The following is an 18,260-nucleotide window of genomic DNA, read 5'->3' on the forward strand; positions in this document are numbered from 1 at the left end:
GCTTACTCATGGATTACGCATTAATTTGGTACGCTTTGATTGGGCTCGCTGTTCTGATTTATGTCGTGTTAGATGGCTTTGATCTCGGTATTGGTATCCTATTTCTCAGCGCTAATGACGATGAAGAGCGCGACATGATGATGAACAGCATCGCTCCTGTTTGGGATGGGAATGAAACTTGGCTAGTTCTTGGCGGAGGTGGGCTTTTTGCCGTGTTCCCCCTCGCCTACGCGGTCATTATGCCAGCACTCTATGCTCCCCTGATTTTAATGCTGCTCGGGTTAATTCTGCGCGGGGTTTCTTTTGAGTATCGCTTCCGAACACAACGCGGAAAGTTTTTATGGGATAGCGCTTTTTTCATTGGTTCACTCACCGCGGCATTGATGCAAGGCATTATGCTCGGAACCCTGCTCCAAGGTATAGAGGTTAGTGAACGAGCATACGCAGGTGGATGGTTTGATTGGCTTTCGCCATTTAGCGTATTTTGTGGCCTGGCGCTTGTTTGTGCTTATATTCTGCTCGGTTCATGCTGGTTATTAATCAAGCTTCCAGAAGAGCTGATGGGGCGCTATTACGTGGTCGCGCGACGATGGGGACTAGCGATGGTAGCCTGTATATTCATCGCCAGTTTGTGGCTGCCATTGAGCCAAAATATCGTCTTTGAACGTTGGTTCTCATTACCAAACTCGCTACTGTTTTTCATTTTACCAATTATTACTGCGGCACTTATTTGGCAGTTATTCAAAGCCTTACTCGACCACAAAGCCGTCCGAGCCTACGTTCTTGCGATCGGCCTGTTTCTTGTGTCCGCGATGGGTTTCGGTGTCAGTACATTCCCTTACTTGGTCCCATTCGCACTCACTTATCAAGACGTCGCCGCGCCAGACAAAAGTTTGGCATTTTTACTTGCCGGTGCGGTGGTATTACTTCCTCTGATCATAGCCTACACGGCTTATTCGTACTGGGTTTTCCGCGGCAAGATGAAACGTGGAGAAGGATATCACTGATGAAACTAAAACCCATTTTGTGGTTCATTGGCATTTGGCTGGCAAGCGTGGTCGCCTTGTTTATCATCAGTTCGTTGATACGAACTGGGATATTGTAGGCCCAGAGTCTACTGCACCACATCTGAAGCCATTGAGGTCTATACTCAAGCAAGAGTAAAACAACGGAGTGTTTTTATGACCTTAAAGCGGTTTCTGGTAACTTTGATTCCTTTGACGGTTCCACTGTTTTCACCAAATGCATTGGCCGTAGACAAGCAGATGTCATCCGCCATGAAAAGTAAAATGCGGTCTATTTGCTCCGCAACAAACGAACAGAGCCATTGGCAACTTGCTGAGGCAACTCCTGACGCCAGACGCTCACTCAACATGGTGCTTTATCAAATGAATGCCGATGATAAATTGAAAGCAATTCATGAGGTGAGAACGAAAATGGTCGGCGGCACCCATTATGCGTTTGAGTTCGAGTTGCAAGATGGCCAAGTCTGGAATGCAATCGTTCTGCACAGTGCCCGAGGCGATTACATGATCGAAAGACACGCAAAGAAAGGCGAACTCTGCCCTAAAGATGGCAACTCCTAATTCCCAGATTCAAATACAATAAAGGCGACAGTTACGTCGCCTTTGTTTTATACCGTTTTCGCCTCTATCTTCTCATTTACTTTATCGCAAATGTACTCCCCAATCGGCATTGCAGATGTCGCTGCGGGAGAGGGGGCATTGCAAACGTGTAGGCTTCTTGCGCTTTCGGCAAACAAGAAGTCATGAACCAAGGTTCCGTCGGATAACACCGCTTGCGCACGAATACCCGCAGGATATGGTTTGAGATCTTCTACCTTGATGCTTGGGCAATATTTGTTGACCAACTTGAGGTAGCCCGGCTTCCACCACGAGTTCTTAAACTCACCCAGTCCGATTTTTAGATGCTTTTGTGTCACCTTCCAAAAGCCGGAGAAACTGAGCATTTGCATGGTATCTTGCAAGCTGAAGTTAACCTTGTCGTACCCTTCTCGCTTCCAGCCTTGCACCGCATTTGGACCAACGGTCACACTGCCATCAATCATGCGAGTCAGGTGGACACCTAAGAATGGCAAATCAGGGTCGGGAATTGGATAAATAAGATGATTCACCACTTGGTCGTGTTTGCTATCTAAGCGGTAGTATTCACCACGATAAGGGATGATCTGAAAGTCAGTTGGAATACCCATCATCTGAGTCATGCGATCCGCCATCAAGCCGCTGCAAGTAACCAAGAACTTGGTATTAAGCTGCATCGTTTGCCCGTCTGAAATGCAGGTCAGTTGGACTTCTTCGTCCTTCTCTTCGGCAGCCACCACTTTGGTTCTCAGACTGATTTGACCGCCGAGCTTTTTGAACTCTTCCGCCATCTGCTCAGTGACCAAACGATAATCGACAATACTGGTGGTTTTGACATAAATCGCGCCCAAGCCCGTGATGTTTGGCTCAGCCAGCTTGAGTTGAACTTCATCGAGTAGCTTTACGTCGATGCCGTTGACATGACAGCGCTCATAGAGGGCATTCATGCGTTCGACTTCTTGCTCATTAGTCGCAACCAACAACTTGCCACAGTTCTCCACCGGAATATCGTGCTCAGCACAGAACGAAATGGTTCGCTCTACCCCACGCTTACAAAAGTCGGCTTTTAAACTGCCCGGAGCGTAGTACACCCCGGCATGAATCACGCCACTATTGTGTCCGGTTTGGTGCTTGGCAAAACCGGACTCTTTCTCAACCAATAAAATGGATTTGTCTGGATGACGTTGCTGCAGTTGCCATGCTGTCGACACACCAACGATACCGCCACCAACAATGATGTAGTCATAGACTGATTTCATACGACCTCTTATAAAACCGATAGTTGAGATTGTTGCAATTTGAACTTGCGACCACTGTAAATGAACACCGCGACAAATACCGCACAGCTTGCCACACGAACCAACATTGGGATGTCGTGCCAAACCAGCAATGTACCCACCACTACCAACAAGAGACGCGTCAGAATGTTTAGAGGACCTTCCAAGTAACCTTCAATCGCACCAATCAATGCATAGGTTCCGATGATGGCGAAGAAGCCCACGGTAATTACCGACGTTACATCCCAACTTACTAAGCCTGTGTACGCAATCAACAACGGTACAAGATACAAACCTTTAGCGATTTTCCATGCCATCAAACCAGTGCGCATTGGGGGTGTTTTCGCGATAGTTGCCGCAGCGAATGCGGTCAAACACACTGGAGGCGTAACGTTACTGTCTTGCGATAACCAGAAAATGATGAGGTGAGCAGCCAGCAATGCCAAGCCTACCGCTTCCATACCTAGGCTTTGCTCCAGTAGAGTTTCCATAAAGTCCGCAGGTACTAGCGCCACCATTTCTTTCGCGGTTTCCAACGCCATTGGTGCGTTAAGCAGTTCCAACTTTTCTGGCGCCGCCAACATGAAGATGGCTTTTGCTTGTTCAGGCAATTGACCTGACACCATCAATTCAAGCAATTGGTTTTCGGCAATTAACTTGTAAAGCGCAGGGGCAGACAGTGTACCCAATACAATATACGCAGCTGTCACAGGTAAACCCATACCTAAAACAAGAGAAGCGAGCGCAATCAGAACGATCATGATGAACAAGTCGCCATTCGCCCAACCGTCGATCATCAGTGAGAACGTGTTGCCGATACCCGTTGTGCTGATCACATTGATCACCAGACCAATCCCCACCAGCAATACGGCAGTTGTCGCCATGTTTTTCGCGCCTTGCGAAAGTGCTTCGATGATCGCTTTTGGTCCCATCTTGTGATCTTTCGAGAACCAAGACGCCACCACCACTGAGATGATCGACAAGCCCGCAGCGTAAGTCGGTGTAAAACCTTGAACCAACAAAGTAACCAATACCGCCAGCGGGATAAGGTTGTGCCAACCGCTGATCAACACTTTTAATAGAGATTCATCGCTGGTCGTGATTTTTTGAACGCCGCTGCGTTTGGCTTCGATACGCACAAAGAACGCAACAGATAAGAAATAAATAAGAGCAGGAATAAAAGACACCGCGATGATATCAACATACGGAATTTGCGTGTAAGACGCCATGATGAAAGCACCCGCGCCCATTACTGGTGGCATCAACTGACCACCTGTCGACGCCGCAGCTTCAACCCCCGCCGCAAAGCGCGAAGGGAAACCCGCTTTTTGCATTAAAGGAATACTGATAACACCGGTGGAAACCGTATTTGCCACGCTTGAGCCCGATACTGAGCCCATCAAACCGGAGCCAATCACCGCAATAAAACCCGGACCGCCGATGATTTTGCCGGCCGCAGCACGTGCCACATTGATGATGTAATCACCAACACCAGAGCGAACAAGAAACGCACCAAACAGAATGAACATGAATACGAAAGTCCAACTGATGCGCGAGATAGAGCCAAACATGCCCTCAGAAGAATAAAAGCTGCGGTAGAGCAAGGTTTCCATGCTCAAACCCGGGAAGTGGAAAATGCCTGTCGCCCACTTACCCCAAAGCACAACGTAACTGAGACACACCACAATCAGCACTGGAATAAACCAGCCCATGGTGCGTCTAATCAATTCAATAACAATCAAAATTGCCATAATGGCGAAGACCCAGTCGCTGGTCACGAACTTAACACCGCGTTCGTACAGCGCATCTTCGGCATAGGGAATGTAAAGCAAACACGCGACCGCGCCCATAGCAATTAACACATCGATACCGAGTGCAATCTTACTCTGCTTGAGAGAGATATGAGCCGGATACCAAAGCGCACAAATCACCGCAAAGCCAGCAAAGTGGGTCGCGGAAATCCATAACTCTGGTAACGTCGATAAGGTATTAAACCAAATGTGCAAAGCAGACAACACCACGCCAAACACTGTGATTGTGGTGGTTACCCACGGAAAATCAGTGCGCGTGGGCAGCTCAAACTTCTGCAATTCCTTTTCTATTGAGTCGCTCATCTCATACTCCAAGCTCTGGCGGCTTTTTCCATCTTAGAAATCGGTAGGGATAAAATGCCCCGAGCCGAAACTCGGGGCCAAGTTAGCGTTATTTCGCCATTAGGTCTGATGGGATTTCGATGCCCATTTCTTTGTAGTAACGCGCCGCACCTGGGTGAAGAGGCACTGGCAAGCCAGCAATCGCTTTCTCAATCGCCATTGCTTTGGTTGCTTTGTGGATTCCTTGTAGGAAAGGCAGGTTCTCGTAGATCGCTTTGGTTAGCTGGTAAACGTCTTCTTCCGAGATATCTTCACGAACTGCCAAGAAGTTTGGCTGTGCAATGGTGGTGATCGGCTTATCTAGACCCGGGTACGTGTTCGCTGGGATCTCGTACTTCGTCCATAGGTTGTAATTGCCGTTCGCCTCTTTGATTTGTTCGTCAGTAAACGAAAGAATCGAAATGTCTTTACCCAACGCAGCAAAAGCTTGAGTAACCGCACCAACAGGTACACCTGCAGGCGTGTTCATGCCGTCAATGGTACCGTTTTGAAGTGCGCTCGCACTGCCGCCGTAGCCCATGTACGCAAGGTTGAATTTATCAGGGTCGACCTTCAGACCTTTCATGATTTGGCGACCAGAGTTCTCAGTACCTGAGTTCTTCTTACCGATAGAGAACTTCTTGCCATCTAGGTTGTTCAGGTCAGTCACTGTGCCAGTTTTTGCTAAGTCAGAGCGAACAATAAAGTGCTCAACGTTTTGCCACAGCATAGAGACTGAACGTAGTTGTTCTTGACGACCGCTCTTCTCATAAGGACCTTCACCAGACCAAGCCCACGCACCATAAAGACCTTGTAGAATCGCGAACTGTGCTTCGTTTTCGTTCAGCAGTTTGACGTTTTCACCAGAGCCCGCAGAGCTGATTGCAGAAAGGGAGAAGTGGTGCTTTGGTGCCAATTTCACTTTGCTTAACGTCGCCAACGCTACGCCCACAGGGTAGTAAGTACCACCTGTCGATGCCGTTGCAAGAATGTAACTACGATCTTCTGCCGCAGCGTTAGCAGCAATACCAAAAGAAGTCACAGCGACAGCCAAAGCTTTTACCAGCTTATTCATTTTCATTATTACTCTCCGTGTAGTCGTTTCACGATTGGGGATTTACATCATGTTAAATCTTTATTAACAACAAATTCCCTAGAGCAATTGAAATGCCAACTTTTAAGTCATTGTATTTATTGACATAAGTACAGAAAGACATCAAAAGTGAGCAAAATCATGCTGATTTGATAGCAAAGCGATGAGCAAGATCTTGCTTATTCAAGAGGAGAAGGTTGCACGCCTAGATCGCAAAAGGTTAATAAAATGTGATCAAGACAAAATAAATGCACGATTGGCTGATAAGCAATATTTTGCCGACGTGATTTTGGATTGGACTACAACTAATGAGCGTCTTAACAATAAGAATAAAAAGCGCATCATTCTAAACTGCTCACTTTACCAGCGGAGGCTTATAGCCTAAACGACTACAAATAGCACAAAAATACAGCAAAACAAGCCATGTTAATGAAATGAAAAGTCATTTATTCTAATTTTGAATTTAAAAACCAGTTCAATCCACCAGTTCAGAAACAAAAATTGACCGTATCAACTTATTTTCTACTTCGGGGTTGTGCCAATAGCCTCATGTTCGTTAGGGTAACTACACACCAAGGCAAACGTATTCCTTGGTGCTTTTTTGTCACTCAGGATCACTCATGTCAGCAACTGCGCAATCACAATTCGCTTTAAAACGCCCATCTGGCGTTGCTGCTGCGATCCTCCTGCTCTCTCTGGAACTGATTCAGAGCTGACAGGCTATATCTAAACTTTCTGTCAGCTTGAGAAGAAGCTGACGGGAACACCACATACTCCTCCCATTCCTTTCAGTTTCTTCCAAGCGAAACATAAGAGGAATAACAATGTTAAGCGCACGCAATATCGCCGCTTTGGGCTTCATGACTTTCGCCATGTACTTAGGCGCGGGTAACCTGATCTTCCCTCCATTTTTGGGTTACCAAGCAGGTGAAAACTTTCTGAGCGGGATGTCTGGCTTCCTCTTGACGGGTGTAGGTCTGCCTGCGATGGCACTGGTGATGGTGGCTATCGTAAACGGTTCAGACAAATTAACCGCTGCCCTACCTAAACCTTTGGCGACCAGTTTTTGGGTGATGGTGTTTATCGTGATTGGCCCTGCGTTCGTGATCCCACGTGCAATTACCGTGGCTTACCAATTTAGCTTTGCGCCAATGTTTGGTGATGCCGCTTTGGTGCCTTTCACTATTGCCTTCTGTGCCATCACCATTCTATTTGCCCTATATCCGGGTAAGTTGGTAGACAACCTAGGTAAGATCTTAACGCCTGCCTTGATGGGTATCTTGATCATCATGTCTGTGACGGCTTTGATTTCTCCTGCAGGTGAGCTAACTACCGCAACAGGACCATACGTATCTGGCGCATTTGCTGAAGGCTTAACCCAAGGCTACATGACCATGGACGCGCTAGGTTCTATCGGTTTTGGTTGGATCATCTTCCGAGCGATTCGCAGCATGGGTGTGGATTGTCCGAAAGCCACCGCAAAATACACGCTAATTGCAGCTTTGATGTACGCCGTTGCCATGGCATTTGTTTACATCTCATTGGCTTACATTGGTTCGACAAGCTCATACTTGGGTTCTGAGTTCAGTAATGGCGGCGACATCTTAACGGCATTCACCTTCAGCCACTTCGGCGCATTTGGTTCACTATTACTAGGTGCCGTGATGGTATTAGCGTGTTTGACTACTGCTATCGGCGTAACCACCGCAGGCAGTGAGTTTTACGACAACACTTTCAGCAAAGTGAACTACAAAGGCTGCGTTATCACGACCATGGTATTGGCAGGTTTGATCGCTAACGTAGGTCTAGAGCAACTATTGGCTATCACATTGCCAGCGGTTGTGGCGCTTCATCCAGTCGCGATTGCATTGATGATCATGGCACCAGTGCGCAACAAGATGTCGCAAATCATGGTGGTCGCGACCGCATTCACTGCTCTAACGTTTGGTTGTGTTGATGCGCTGCACATCCTAGGTTACATGCCAGAAGCCGCAAACCAATGGTTAGACAGCAACATGCCGCTATACCACTACTTTGCAAGCTGGATTGTTCCTACTATTGCGATGGTGATTGTTGGTGTAGTGGCAACCAAACCGAAAGCGCAATTGACGGTTGCAGAATCTACAAATTAAGACATATTTCAGACCGAAGCCCACCAAGTGTGGGCTTGTTCCATTAATCACCAAAAGTATCAGCTATCCAAGACATCTCGCATCAATTGTTCTAGTATAAGTCGTGTTTATATTTAATAAGCGTATGATTTATAAAATATAAGATGAGCGGCTAGGATGGCGACATGGACAACTTTTCTTTAGATATAAGAACTCTCAACTTCATCATTATTCTTTTCTCTTGTATCTACTCAGTTGGGCTGCTTTTTACCCAATACCAACAGCGCAAAATTCCTGGGTTAACCTGTTTTGCTATCTCATTGTTATTCATTGGGGGTGGGCCTTTACTCCTGAGCTTTCGGGACAGCGCTTCCGATTGGCTCACCGTTGTCGCTTCTAATACTACGTTGCTCATTGGCTTTCTGCTGACACTTTATGGTGTTTGTATCTTCCGCGCTTTTACACTTAGGATCGCTTACGGCTTCACTGCTGTGCTGCCCATTGTTGTCGCTCTCACTTACTACTTCACTTTCCACGAGCCCTCTATCCGTATCCGTATTCTGGTGATCAGTGTTTACTTATCAGCAGTAACGTTAGCAAGTGGTTGGGCGATGATGAAAGGCGACAATCAAGACGATAAATGGCCAATGATCGGCATGGCTGCTTCGCTAGTTGGATATGGCGCTTTTATGGCCGTGCGAGTCATCTGGTCTTATTTTGGTTCAGAATTATCGAGCTTTATGTCTGCAGGACTGATCCATCAGCTCACCTTCCTATTTAGCATCTGCCTTGTCGTCTCAATGAGCTTTTGCATGCTTTGGCTAATCAACGCTCGTTTATTAATTTCGATTGAAAACCTTTCGATTCAGGATGCGCTGACTGGATTACTTAATCGCAGAGCCATGGAAAAGGTTATACCGAAGATGGTACAGCGAGTAATCGACAAACACGAAAGCTTAAGCATCATCATGACGGACATTGATAACTTTAAACACATTAACGACGCATGTGGACACTTAGCTGGGGATGAGACGATTGTGAGAGTGGCAAACATTATGACCCGTTACCTTCCTCAACAAGCCCAAGCCATTCGCTTTGGAGGCGATGAGTTTATGGTTGTACTTCCAAAACACACAGCCCAACAAGCGGCAGAGTATGCTGAGAAAGTTCGCAGTTGGGTAAGAACAGAGCCATGCTGCGCCGCAAGCAACACACCTGTGACCATGAGTTTTGGTGTCGCTAAGATGAAACCGGACGAAACACTTCACGATGTAATTTCTCGCTCCGACCACGCGTTGTATCGCTCTAAAGAGAATGGTCGCGACCGCGTGACTGTTCTCTCCGAGCAAGGCAAAGAGCTGACGTTTTCTTCCTTCAAAGAGAGCGCATAAAGCAGAGCCCGTAGTTAATTCAGTTAGGTGTAATCAGAGCGATTCAAACCAAACTTCTGCATCTTTTGGTTGAGGGTTCGGCGTGGTAAATCCAGCTCAACCATCACATCCGTAATTCGTCCTTGGTGTCGAACTAAGGAATCATGCAGCACTTTACGCTCAAAATTATGTAGCTGAATCGCCAACGGAACGCCTGCTTGTGTCTCTTCGGTTGTAGAAGTTGGTCGACTGGAGAGAATTTCCATTACGGAGACGGTTTCATCCAGAGCAAAACGCATCGCTACATTCCTTAGCTCACGCACGTTACCGGGCCAAGCGTAAGCAAGAATGGCTTTTCTATCAGCTTCACTCAATGGACGACTCTCAGGGTTACTTTTCAGGGCAAAGTGTTCGAACAAGATCAACGCGTCTTCTTCTCGCTCACGTAGTGGTGGCAAATAGATCTGCGCGACATTGAGGCGATAGTACAAATCCTGACGAAACTCATCATGATCATTGAGATCTTCTTTCGCGGCGGCGATCACTCTCAAATCAACTGAGATCTGTTGATTGCCTCCAACGCGCTCAACTGTATGTTCCTGTAATGAACGCAACACTTTCACCTGCATGGACAGCGGCATACTCTCGATTTCATCAAAGAATAAGGTGCCTTTATCCGCGTATTCCAATTTACCAATGCGCTTTTTACCCGCTCCAGTAAATGCTCCAGCTTCGTGTCCAAACAGCTCACTTTCAAACAGGTTCTCGGGAATCGCGCCACAGTTGATTGGCACAAAATGATGGGTTCTACGTTGGCTTTCATTGTGCAAACTGGTCGCTACTAGCTCTTTACCACAACCTGTTTCACCGTAAATGATCACATTGGTATCAATGCGCGCTAACTTGGCAACTTGTTCTCTAAGCTGTTGCATCACCCGGCTTCGCCCAATCAACACTTCTTCTAAGCCGCTAACGCTAGATAGGTACTCTTGGCGATCTTGAGTAGAAGTTTGTGCGCGATAGCTCTCGACCGCTTCGGTCACACGTTGAGATAAGCGCTCAGGCTGGAAAGGTTTCTCGATAAAATCGAACGCACCGTTTTGTAACGCCCCGACAGCCATGTCAACGTCACCATGTCCGGTGATCAAGATAACCGGCGTTGGAATGTGATTGGCAATCAGACTTTCTAGTATCGACAAGCCGTCGATGTCTGGCAGGCGAACATCACTGACAATCGCATCAAATTCTTGGCTAAGAATGGCCGCTTTGCCCTCTTCGCCTAAACTGAATGCGGTCACGTCAAACCCCGCCAGTTGCAGCCATTGGCTGGTAGCCTGACGAACAATGTCATCGTCTTCGATAAGTGCAATTTTAGGGGGGTCGTCAAAAGCCATGAGTTACTGCCTGCTTTATGGGGTGGGAAAGAAATCGCTCTTTATTAACGGTAGCAAAAACCACTGAGGAGAAAAGGAGCTAGATCTCACTTCTTGCTTACAAGTCTTTAACATCCAACCAGTTAGGCGCACTCTTTAATGACTGTTGGTGAAAACGCACTAGCTGAATGGAGTCGGTATGCAGCGCAAAAGGAATGGCAAAACATGGCTTGTGGTCGCAATTGCGGCAGTGCTGATGTTGTCTTGCTATAGCGCCAGCAGAGAGGTCGCTCGTCAGTGGTTGAGCGTACAAACTCAAACCGAAGCTCAACAAAAGCTGCTCGACTATATTGGTGAAGTTCGCCGTGCACTTAAACGCTTCTACCATCTGCCTTACCTCGTCACCAATAACCCAGAAACCATCGCTTTTGTGAAAGGGAGTCTGACTTATTACGAACCGTTGCAAACCCTGCTGACTCAGCTAGATAAAGCCGCCAATACGGAAGGTTGGCTAATCCTGTCTAACTCTGGCGAAGTATTGGTCTCGAGTTTAATCGAAGAGCGCTTTAGCCTGTCTGACCGAAAAGCCATTGTGGAACAAATCCACAATCAAGGCGGCGGTGTTTCCTTAGTAAACAAAACCAAAGGTTCGAGCCCGTTGTATTATCTTGCAGCGCCTATTTACGATGGTTTGGATATCGCAGGCATTGTGGTGGTGCAAATCAACCTAAGCTTGCTGACCGAACAGACCATTACTAGCCAAGACATCATCACGTTGCAGAACCGTCAGCAACGCTTTTTCCTATCAAGCAGCTCGCTTTATAACGCTGACTGGTTTAACGAACCGAACAACACCGTTCAGTTAGAAACGCAGCGCTTATACGACAACACCAATATCAGTGTGTGGACGCTCAATCAGCAACGATATTTTGCGCACACCGTTAAATTGGATGATTTGAATTGGTACGTCAGCTACCTCACCCCTTCTAAGCCGATTCAACAAACCATTAACGTGATTGGTTGGAGTGTAGCGGCGCTGCTCTTGTTAGTTGTATTACTCGTCATCATTGGTCTACAACGTCGCCAAAAACACATCAACCAACAACGAATTCAAGCCTTGTTGGAAGAGTCTCAACGCCGCTTGAAACAGATGATCAATAAGACCCACGTAGGTCTGCTATTGATTGATGAACAAGGTCAACTGTTCGATCTCAACCCAATGGCGAAGCGTTTGTTCTGTTTACCAGAAAGCGTCAATCGACATGCTTTTGCTTGGGAGTTATTCGACGCAGGCAATCCCAACTCCACCACACTCAAGTTGCTTAAGGATTTACCTAAACATAAAGAGCTCGCAGAGATCAGCACGGTCGAAACCATTGCCAGACGCAGTGACGGTAGCGTCTTCCCTGTCTTGTTCTCACTGACCAGTTTCCTTTGGCATGGTGAGCAGTATTTCCTTGCGACTATCATCGACATCAGCAAGCGGAAAAAAGCCGAGCAATCACTGCAACAGGTCAACCAAGAACTGGCGCAGCGAGTAGAAGAGCGCACTCAAGCGCTAAAAGAAGCGCAAAGCCAGTTAATTGAATCGAGCAAAATGGCCGCCTTGGGTCGCATGTCGAGCGCGATCACTCATGAGCTCAATCAGCCACTGACAGGCTTGCGTACCCTGCTTACAACAAACGAACTGTTAGCAGAACGTGGCGAAACCGAAATGATGAAAGCCAACAATGTTTTGGTGCAGAAGCTGATTGATCGCATGGCAAGCATGACTAGCCAGTTAAAGACGTTCGCCTACAACAAGCCAGAAAGCCTACAAGCGATTTCTCTTACCTCCGCACTCGAAGAGACCTTACGCGTTTATCAATCCCAATTAGACAAAGTGGATGTGCGTGTGCGAGTTCCTCATGACTTACCTAACATCATGGGTGAAGAACAACGACTGCTTCAGGTGCTCGGTAATCTTGTCTCGAATGCGCTAGATGCAATGAACAACACCACCAACCCGCAGCTCAGCTTGATCGTCAACCCAACCGTTAATCAGGTCGAACTGCTCGTCAGTGATAATGGCTGCGGCGTGTCGGATGAGATGCTTGAATCCATGTTCGAGCCCTTCCAAACCTCAAAGAAAATTGGTGAAGGATTAGGGCTGGGTTTAGCGATTACGGCCAACAATATGCGTGATATGAACGGACAAATTAGCGTGCATAAGAATGAACAAAATGGGCTGACTTTTACTTTATTGTTCAAATCAGCCTAGGTTGATATTGATTACAAAATCATCATTAGAACTAGGCATCCCCGCTGTTTGAGAAAAACACGATCTCGATACAAGAATCCCTCCTTGACCTACACTATTCTCAAGCAAATAGAACGAATAACTTCCGAACGATAAAGAGTGAGAAACATGATTAAGTTTCCTGAACATTTTCTTTGGGGCGGTGCCATTGCTGCAAACCAAGTAGAAGGGTCGTACAACCTTGGGGGTAAAGGGTTATCGACATCAGACATGCTGCCAAACGGTATTTTGAGTCCGCATCAAACCCGTGAAGAACGTACGCCGGGTATAAAAGACGTGGCGATCGACTTCTACAATCGCTACCCAGAAGACATTGCGCTATTCAAAGAGATGGGCTTTAACTGTCTGCGCCTATCTTTGGCATGGAGCCGCATCTTCCCGAACGGTGACGAGCTAGAACCTAACGAAGAAGGTTTGGCGTTCTACGATAAAATTTTTGACGAACTTACCGAGCACGACATTCAACCTTTCGTGACCTTATCTCACTACGAAATGCCTTACGCACTGGTCGAGAACTACGGCGGTTGGGGCGATCGTCGCGTCATCGAATTCTTCGAACGTTATGCTCGAACTGTACTGGAGCGCTACAAAGACAAAGTAAAACTGTGGTTAACGTTCAACGAAATCAACATGTCACTGCACGCACCATTTACTGGTGTTGGTTTGCAAGAAGACGCCAGTGAACAAGAGATTTATCAAGCGATTCACCACCAACTAGTCGCCAACGCAAAAGCGGTAAAACTGTGTCAGCACATCGTACCAAACGGCAAGATTGGTAACATGCTGCTTGGCGCAATCAACTACCCATACACCTGTAACCCTGATGACGTGCTTGCTGCCATGCATGAAAACAACAAGTGGTTGTTCTTCGGTGATGTACAAACACGTGGTCAGTACCCTGGCTACATGAAGCGTTACTTCCGCGAAAACGGCATTGAAATTCAGATGGAAGCAGGCGACTTAGAAGAAATTGCGTCTGCGAGTGTCGATTTCATCTCATTCAGCTACTACGCAAGCGGCTGTGCAAGTGCGGATCCGAAACAGAAAGAAGTGGGTAACATCGTCGATAGCGTACCAAACCCATACCTTGAAAAGAGCCAATGGGGCTGGCTGATCGATCCAAAAGGCCTGCGTGTTCTGCTGAACTTCCTTCACGACCGCTACCAAAAGCCACTGTTCGTCGTAGAAAACGGCTTAGGTGCACGTGATGAAATCGATGAAAACGGTGAGATTCAAGATGATTACCGCATCGCTTACTTGAACGACCATCTTGTACAAGCACATGAAGCAATTTTGGATGGCGTTGAGCTGATGGGCTTCACCAGTTGGGGACCAATCGATTTGGTCGCGAACTCAACCGCTGAGATGAGCAAACGTTACGGCTTTATCTATGTCGATCGTCATGATGATGGGCAAGGAACGCTAGAACGTAAACGTAAGAAAAGCTTTTTCTGGTATCAAGACGTGATTCGTACTTCAGGCGGTTCATTGAAAAGCTAAGCCTGTTGTTTAGGTACAAAGTGCAACGAGGCATTCGCCTAAACCATCAAGCCCTGCAATTGCAGGGCTTGAATTTTAAGGTGTTTATTCATTTAGAGATTAAACTGCAATCTCTCCACCGTCTTCACGGCGAATAACCACTGTCGCCGCTCGTGGGCGCACAGAAACACCAGCAGGCGTTTCTTCGGCTGCATCTTCACTGTATGGCCAGTTGCCTGGGTGCTGAATATTCACAAACAATGATTTGTAATCAGGGCTGATGGTAAAGCCTGTTACTTCACAACCATTTGGTCCGACAAAGAAGCGTTTCAATTCAGCTTGATTATCCGCACCAATCACAGCTTGATCACCATTCTCATCTGTTAGCTTAGATGGCACAACAGCCAACATTTGATCATTGGTGTAAGATGTAACTTCATCTGCGCCGTTATCAGTCTGAATCCACAAAATACCACGGCCATCAAACGCTAATCCGTCTGGACTCGCAAACTGGTTTAACTCATTCAAGCCAGAACGGTTGGTATCTGCATCACCATTTGCTGGCGAACCAAACACAAAGATATCCCAATTAAAGTCAGTTGCTGAAGCACCTTCATCCCAACGAATAACATGACCAAACTTATTATTCAAACGTGGATTCGCAGGATTGGTTTCATCTGTACGGCGCGTATTGTTCGTCAATGTTAAATATACTGAACCCGTGAATGGATCAACCGTACACCACTCTGGTCGATCCATTGGTGTTGCCCCAACTAAATCCGCCGCACCCGCAGTATTGATGATAATTTCAGCCAGTGAATCAAAGTGATCCGCTAATGTACCACCAGCGGTTGTTACGCTATCAAGCGTTAATGGTAACCAAGTACCTGTGCTGTCTTCATTGAAGCGCGCCACATACAGTGTGCCTTCGTCCATGTACTTGTCACCCATCGCCAAGCGGTTATCAGGGTTAGCATCTGCTGGATCCCACGCTGCCGCAGATTCAAATTTGTATAGGTACTCAAAGCGAGAATCGTGACCAGAATAAAATACCACTGGTTTGCCTTCTTCAAGCTTACCGAAAGTACAGCCCTCGTGACGGAAACGACCTAGCGCAGTACGTTTCTTCGCACGTGAGTTTTGCGTGTAAGGGTCAATCTCGACAATGTAACCGTGACCATTGGCTTCATTACGGTAATCATCCATCGCACTTGCTCCTGTTGGAGCCACATTAAAGCGAGAGAACTCATCAAGACGCTCTTCTGCATTTCCTGCTAATGTCTCCCACAAGTAGCGTGTGCTTTGGTCATCAACACCAATGCGATCTTGCTCTTCTGTACGAGTCCCGGCGTTAACAAAGTAACCAGGCCAGTTCTCTTCACACGTTAAGTACGTGCCCCACGGCGTGTAGCCGTTGCCACAGTTGTTTAACGTACCACGCGCTTGGCTGCCATCTGGTGAGAAACGAGTGACAGTTAAAGATGTGTAGGCCACCGGGCCAGACAAATCCATGACTGTCGCACCAGTATAACGACGGTTTAGTGGGTCGGTATCAACCAACTTCCACATGTTGTCTTCCAGTTGAATGCGAACCACTGACACACCGTGCGCGTTAATCTCTTTACGCACTTCATCTACAATGGTACGTACGCCATTTTCAACCGTCGGACCATTTGGATGCAGTGCTGATGTGTCGATGTACTCGTGGTTAATACATAGCAAGCCATCTGTAGTACTATCGTTCAATGGGAAAAAATGCATGCCGTCATGGTGCATGCCTAGCGCATTTAACTGATCGGTACTGGTGTTGGTACCATCATTTTGCCATGCGCTGCCTTGCGCATTAAGTGGTGTTCCCCAAGGTACTAGTACTTGTGCGGTGTAGCCTTGTGGAATTGAAACTGCGTCAGTGAGTGAGCCAGGGATAGATTCAAAGTTAAGAACGGCTTTAGATGCGCCCGAACCACTGCTTACTGTACTCCCTGAGTCAGACGAGTTACAACCAGCCAATCCGAAAGCACCAAACGCTGTCATCGCACTGATACCTAAACCACCTTTCAGAATGCTGCGTCGAGATAGGCTCGCTTCTAATACTTCTTCAAATGGTTTGTTTTCACTTTGGTTATAACGCGTCGCGTCAAAGGTTTCCTTGCTCATTTTTACTTTCCCGATCTTATAGTTTAATTAATAAATAAGTGATTAGTTGAACGGCAAGAAGTTTGGATAAGAAAAATGACAAAAGTGCTTAAAACATATGAAACTTGTGTTTCAACAATACTGCAAACCAACCAACACAGCTAACGAAGCAATTAAATTCTGGTCACATAATCACCAACTGTATCGCTTCATTCTGATTTTACTTGGGCTAAAGTGTGATAGAAGGTATAAGGTGTACGAAATCAAATCATCTACGAGAGATAATCATGAAATTAGACAAGATCGATAACAAGAGCCGTCGTATCCGTAAAAAGCTGTTCTTAGGTGAGTTCGCAATCCTAGGTTTCGAGATCAGCTGTGAAACAGACATTAACGACTTCGACCGTTACGATGCATTCGTTGATGACTTTATCGACTACATTGACGAGCTTGGTCTTTGCTTCGGTGGCGGTGGTCTAGAACTGTTTGAAGGCTTCCTATGTTCTACTGACCGTTACGGCAGTGCGACTGAAGAACAGAAAGCGCAAGTTATTAAATGGTTAGAAGCACGTCCAGAAGTGAAAAGCGCGCAAGCGGGCGAACTAGTTGACGCCAACTACCTGTAACTAAAGGGCAACCTGTAATACGCAGAGCTCAGTAAATGGTAGAGAAAGCTGGTCTTAAGACTGGCTTTTTTATTTTTTGAAGAATGCGATAGTAAAAATAGGGGTTTGGGAAGTTGCGCGGAGTGAATGTGATTGTGGTGTTTTTGAGCTGGCAATCAACGGGAAACTGTGTTCCACAGCCAGCTCGTGCCTTTAGGTATAATTAACTATGATTTTTTAGCTGGGGCGTCTTTCGTGTCTTTCCAGTATTGAATACGCACACGATGTAGCTGAGCTCTTCTAGTCTTTTTCATAGTAAAGTCCCTCATCTTATATAAGTAACGCTCCTCATGGAGCTTATTGTCTAAGGTCGTATCCCCTTCAATCTATAAGGGAATCAATCATTTAACCGTGACATATTTCACAACATAATGATAAATACCGGTTTCTTGCAGCCTGTTTTTACTGGCAAACGGCATATTATCTATCTGACACGGTTAACTTACTCACCAGATATGACAGAAAAATGGCAATCAAGTTCCCTACTTATACTGTCATTGAATCTTAATAAGGATTAACAAGGTGGGCATTTCAGATTTACCATACTGTTTATAAAAACCGCAAGAATTTTTATTTCTTTTCAAACAAATCTCTACTCAAGATCAATTCACTTTCATCTTTATCGTCTCCCTTTTAACGCATTGTGATCCAGTTCAATCCACAGAACTCGGAACAAAAAGCGCACATTAATACATTCACCACCAAACTTGTGCGAGATCTCTTA

General features: G+C 46.4%; 12 protein-coding genes. 7 read left to right on the top strand and 5 right to left on the bottom strand.

From position 1 onward, the window contains the following. Positions 1 to 8: 8 nt before the first annotated feature. Positions 9 to 1,007 carry a cytochrome d ubiquinol oxidase subunit II gene (gene cydB, locus R7Q46_RS12490; RefSeq protein WP_054574502.1) on the top strand — a complete coding sequence of 333 codons (999 nt, stop codon included), beginning with the start codon at positions 9 to 11 and terminating at the stop codon, positions 1,005 to 1,007. 174 nt (positions 1,008 to 1,181) lie between these two features. Beyond that, the gene (locus tag R7Q46_RS12495) at positions 1,182 to 1,586 is read left to right on the top strand and encodes a hypothetical protein (RefSeq protein WP_054574501.1); all 405 of its coding nucleotides are present in this window, start codon (positions 1,182 to 1,184) and stop codon (positions 1,584 to 1,586) included. A gap of 47 nt (positions 1,587 to 1,633) precedes the next feature. Here R7Q46_RS12495 and lhgO read toward each other — a convergent pair whose 3' ends face one another. The 3 genes from lhgO to R7Q46_RS12510 form a co-directional block, all read right to left on the bottom strand. Further along, the gene (gene lhgO, locus R7Q46_RS12500; protein WP_213871493.1) at positions 1,634 to 2,860 is read right to left on the bottom strand and encodes an L-2-hydroxyglutarate oxidase; all 1,227 of its coding nucleotides are present in this window, start codon (positions 2,858 to 2,860) and stop codon (positions 1,634 to 1,636) included. A gap of 8 nt (positions 2,861 to 2,868) precedes the next feature. Next, positions 2,869 to 4,992, bottom strand: a complete 2,124-nt coding sequence (locus tag R7Q46_RS12505; RefSeq protein ID WP_009705104.1) for a TRAP transporter permease — start codon at positions 4,990 to 4,992, stop codon at positions 2,869 to 2,871. Between the two features lie 88 nt (positions 4,993 to 5,080). Then, the gene (locus R7Q46_RS12510; RefSeq protein WP_005374185.1) at positions 5,081 to 6,091 is read right to left on the bottom strand and encodes a TAXI family TRAP transporter solute-binding subunit; all 1,011 of its coding nucleotides are present in this window, start codon (positions 6,089 to 6,091) and stop codon (positions 5,081 to 5,083) included. Between the two features lie 836 nt (positions 6,092 to 6,927). Between R7Q46_RS12510 and brnQ the strand changes: the two genes are divergently transcribed. Together brnQ and R7Q46_RS12520 are read left to right on the top strand one after the other, a co-directional pair. Next, on the top strand, positions 6,928 to 8,235 hold the full coding sequence (gene brnQ, locus R7Q46_RS12515; RefSeq protein WP_318077532.1) for a branched-chain amino acid transport system II carrier protein: 1,308 nt from the start codon (positions 6,928 to 6,930) through the stop codon (positions 8,233 to 8,235). A 164-nt stretch (positions 8,236 to 8,399) separates the two neighbouring features. Further along, entirely contained in the window at positions 8,400 to 9,605 is a 1,206-nt protein-coding gene (locus R7Q46_RS12520; RefSeq protein ID WP_318077533.1) for a GGDEF domain-containing protein, read from the top strand. A 23-nt stretch (positions 9,606 to 9,628) separates the two neighbouring features. Here the strand turns inward: R7Q46_RS12520 and R7Q46_RS12525 are convergent, their stop codons facing one another. Next, complete coding sequence (locus R7Q46_RS12525) at positions 9,629 to 10,978, bottom strand: sigma-54 dependent transcriptional regulator (protein ID WP_318077534.1); 1,350 nt, start codon at positions 10,976 to 10,978, stop codon at positions 9,629 to 9,631. Positions 10,979 to 11,156: 178 nt separating this feature from the next. Between R7Q46_RS12525 and R7Q46_RS12530 the strand changes: the two genes are divergently transcribed. Then, positions 11,157 to 13,217: a sensor histidine kinase gene (locus R7Q46_RS12530; protein ID WP_318077535.1), complete on the top strand. Its 2,061-nt coding sequence runs from the start codon at positions 11,157 to 11,159 to the stop codon at positions 13,215 to 13,217. Positions 13,218 to 13,364: 147 nt separating this feature from the next. After that, the gene (locus tag R7Q46_RS12535; protein ID WP_318077536.1) at positions 13,365 to 14,756 is read left to right on the top strand and encodes a 6-phospho-beta-glucosidase; all 1,392 of its coding nucleotides are present in this window, start codon (positions 13,365 to 13,367) and stop codon (positions 14,754 to 14,756) included. Positions 14,757 to 14,855: 99 nt separating this feature from the next. Here the strand turns inward: R7Q46_RS12535 and R7Q46_RS12540 are convergent, their stop codons facing one another. Then, positions 14,856 to 16,892 carry a PhoX family protein gene (locus tag R7Q46_RS12540; RefSeq protein ID WP_213893597.1) on the bottom strand — a complete coding sequence of 679 codons (2,037 nt, stop codon included), beginning with the start codon at positions 16,890 to 16,892 and terminating at the stop codon, positions 14,856 to 14,858. Between the two features lie 266 nt (positions 16,893 to 17,158). Here R7Q46_RS12540 and R7Q46_RS12545 point away from each other — a divergent pair, with 266 nt between their 5' ends. Continuing rightward, positions 17,159 to 17,497 carry a YggL family protein gene (locus R7Q46_RS12545; protein ID WP_005374208.1) on the top strand — a complete coding sequence of 113 codons (339 nt, stop codon included), beginning with the start codon at positions 17,159 to 17,161 and terminating at the stop codon, positions 17,495 to 17,497. Positions 17,498 to 18,260 lie beyond the last annotated feature (763 nt).

The organism is Vibrio sp. 811 (genome assembly GCF_033339195.1).

Excerpts from the sequence above, each read along its gene's own strand:
- brnQ (WP_318077532.1), top strand. The coding sequence starts at position 6,928 with ATGTTAAGCGCACGCAATATCGCCGCTTTGGGCTTCATGACTTTCGCC.
- R7Q46_RS12540 (WP_213893597.1), bottom strand. The coding sequence starts at position 16,892 with ATGAGCAAGGAAACCTTTGACGCGACGCGTTATAACCAAAGTGAAAAC.
- R7Q46_RS12510 (WP_005374185.1), bottom strand. The coding sequence starts at position 6,091 with ATGAAAATGAATAAGCTGGTAAAAGCTTTGGCTGTCGCTGTGACTTCT.
- R7Q46_RS12535 (WP_318077536.1), top strand. The coding sequence starts at position 13,365 with ATGATTAAGTTTCCTGAACATTTTCTTTGGGGCGGTGCCATTGCTGCA.
- R7Q46_RS12495 (WP_054574501.1), top strand. The coding sequence starts at position 1,182 with ATGACCTTAAAGCGGTTTCTGGTAACTTTGATTCCTTTGACGGTTCCA.
- R7Q46_RS12530 (WP_318077535.1), top strand. The coding sequence starts at position 11,157 with ATGCAGCGCAAAAGGAATGGCAAAACATGGCTTGTGGTCGCAATTGCG.
- R7Q46_RS12505 (WP_009705104.1), bottom strand. The coding sequence starts at position 4,992 with ATGAGCGACTCAATAGAAAAGGAATTGCAGAAGTTTGAGCTGCCCACG.
- R7Q46_RS12520 (WP_318077533.1), top strand. The coding sequence starts at position 8,400 with ATGGACAACTTTTCTTTAGATATAAGAACTCTCAACTTCATCATTATT.
- R7Q46_RS12525 (WP_318077534.1), bottom strand. The coding sequence starts at position 10,978 with ATGGCTTTTGACGACCCCCCTAAAATTGCACTTATCGAAGACGATGAC.
- R7Q46_RS12545 (WP_005374208.1), top strand. The coding sequence starts at position 17,159 with ATGAAATTAGACAAGATCGATAACAAGAGCCGTCGTATCCGTAAAAAG.
- cydB (WP_054574502.1), top strand. The coding sequence starts at position 9 with ATGGATTACGCATTAATTTGGTACGCTTTGATTGGGCTCGCTGTTCTG.
- lhgO (WP_213871493.1), bottom strand. The coding sequence starts at position 2,860 with ATGAAATCAGTCTATGACTACATCATTGTTGGTGGCGGTATCGTTGGT.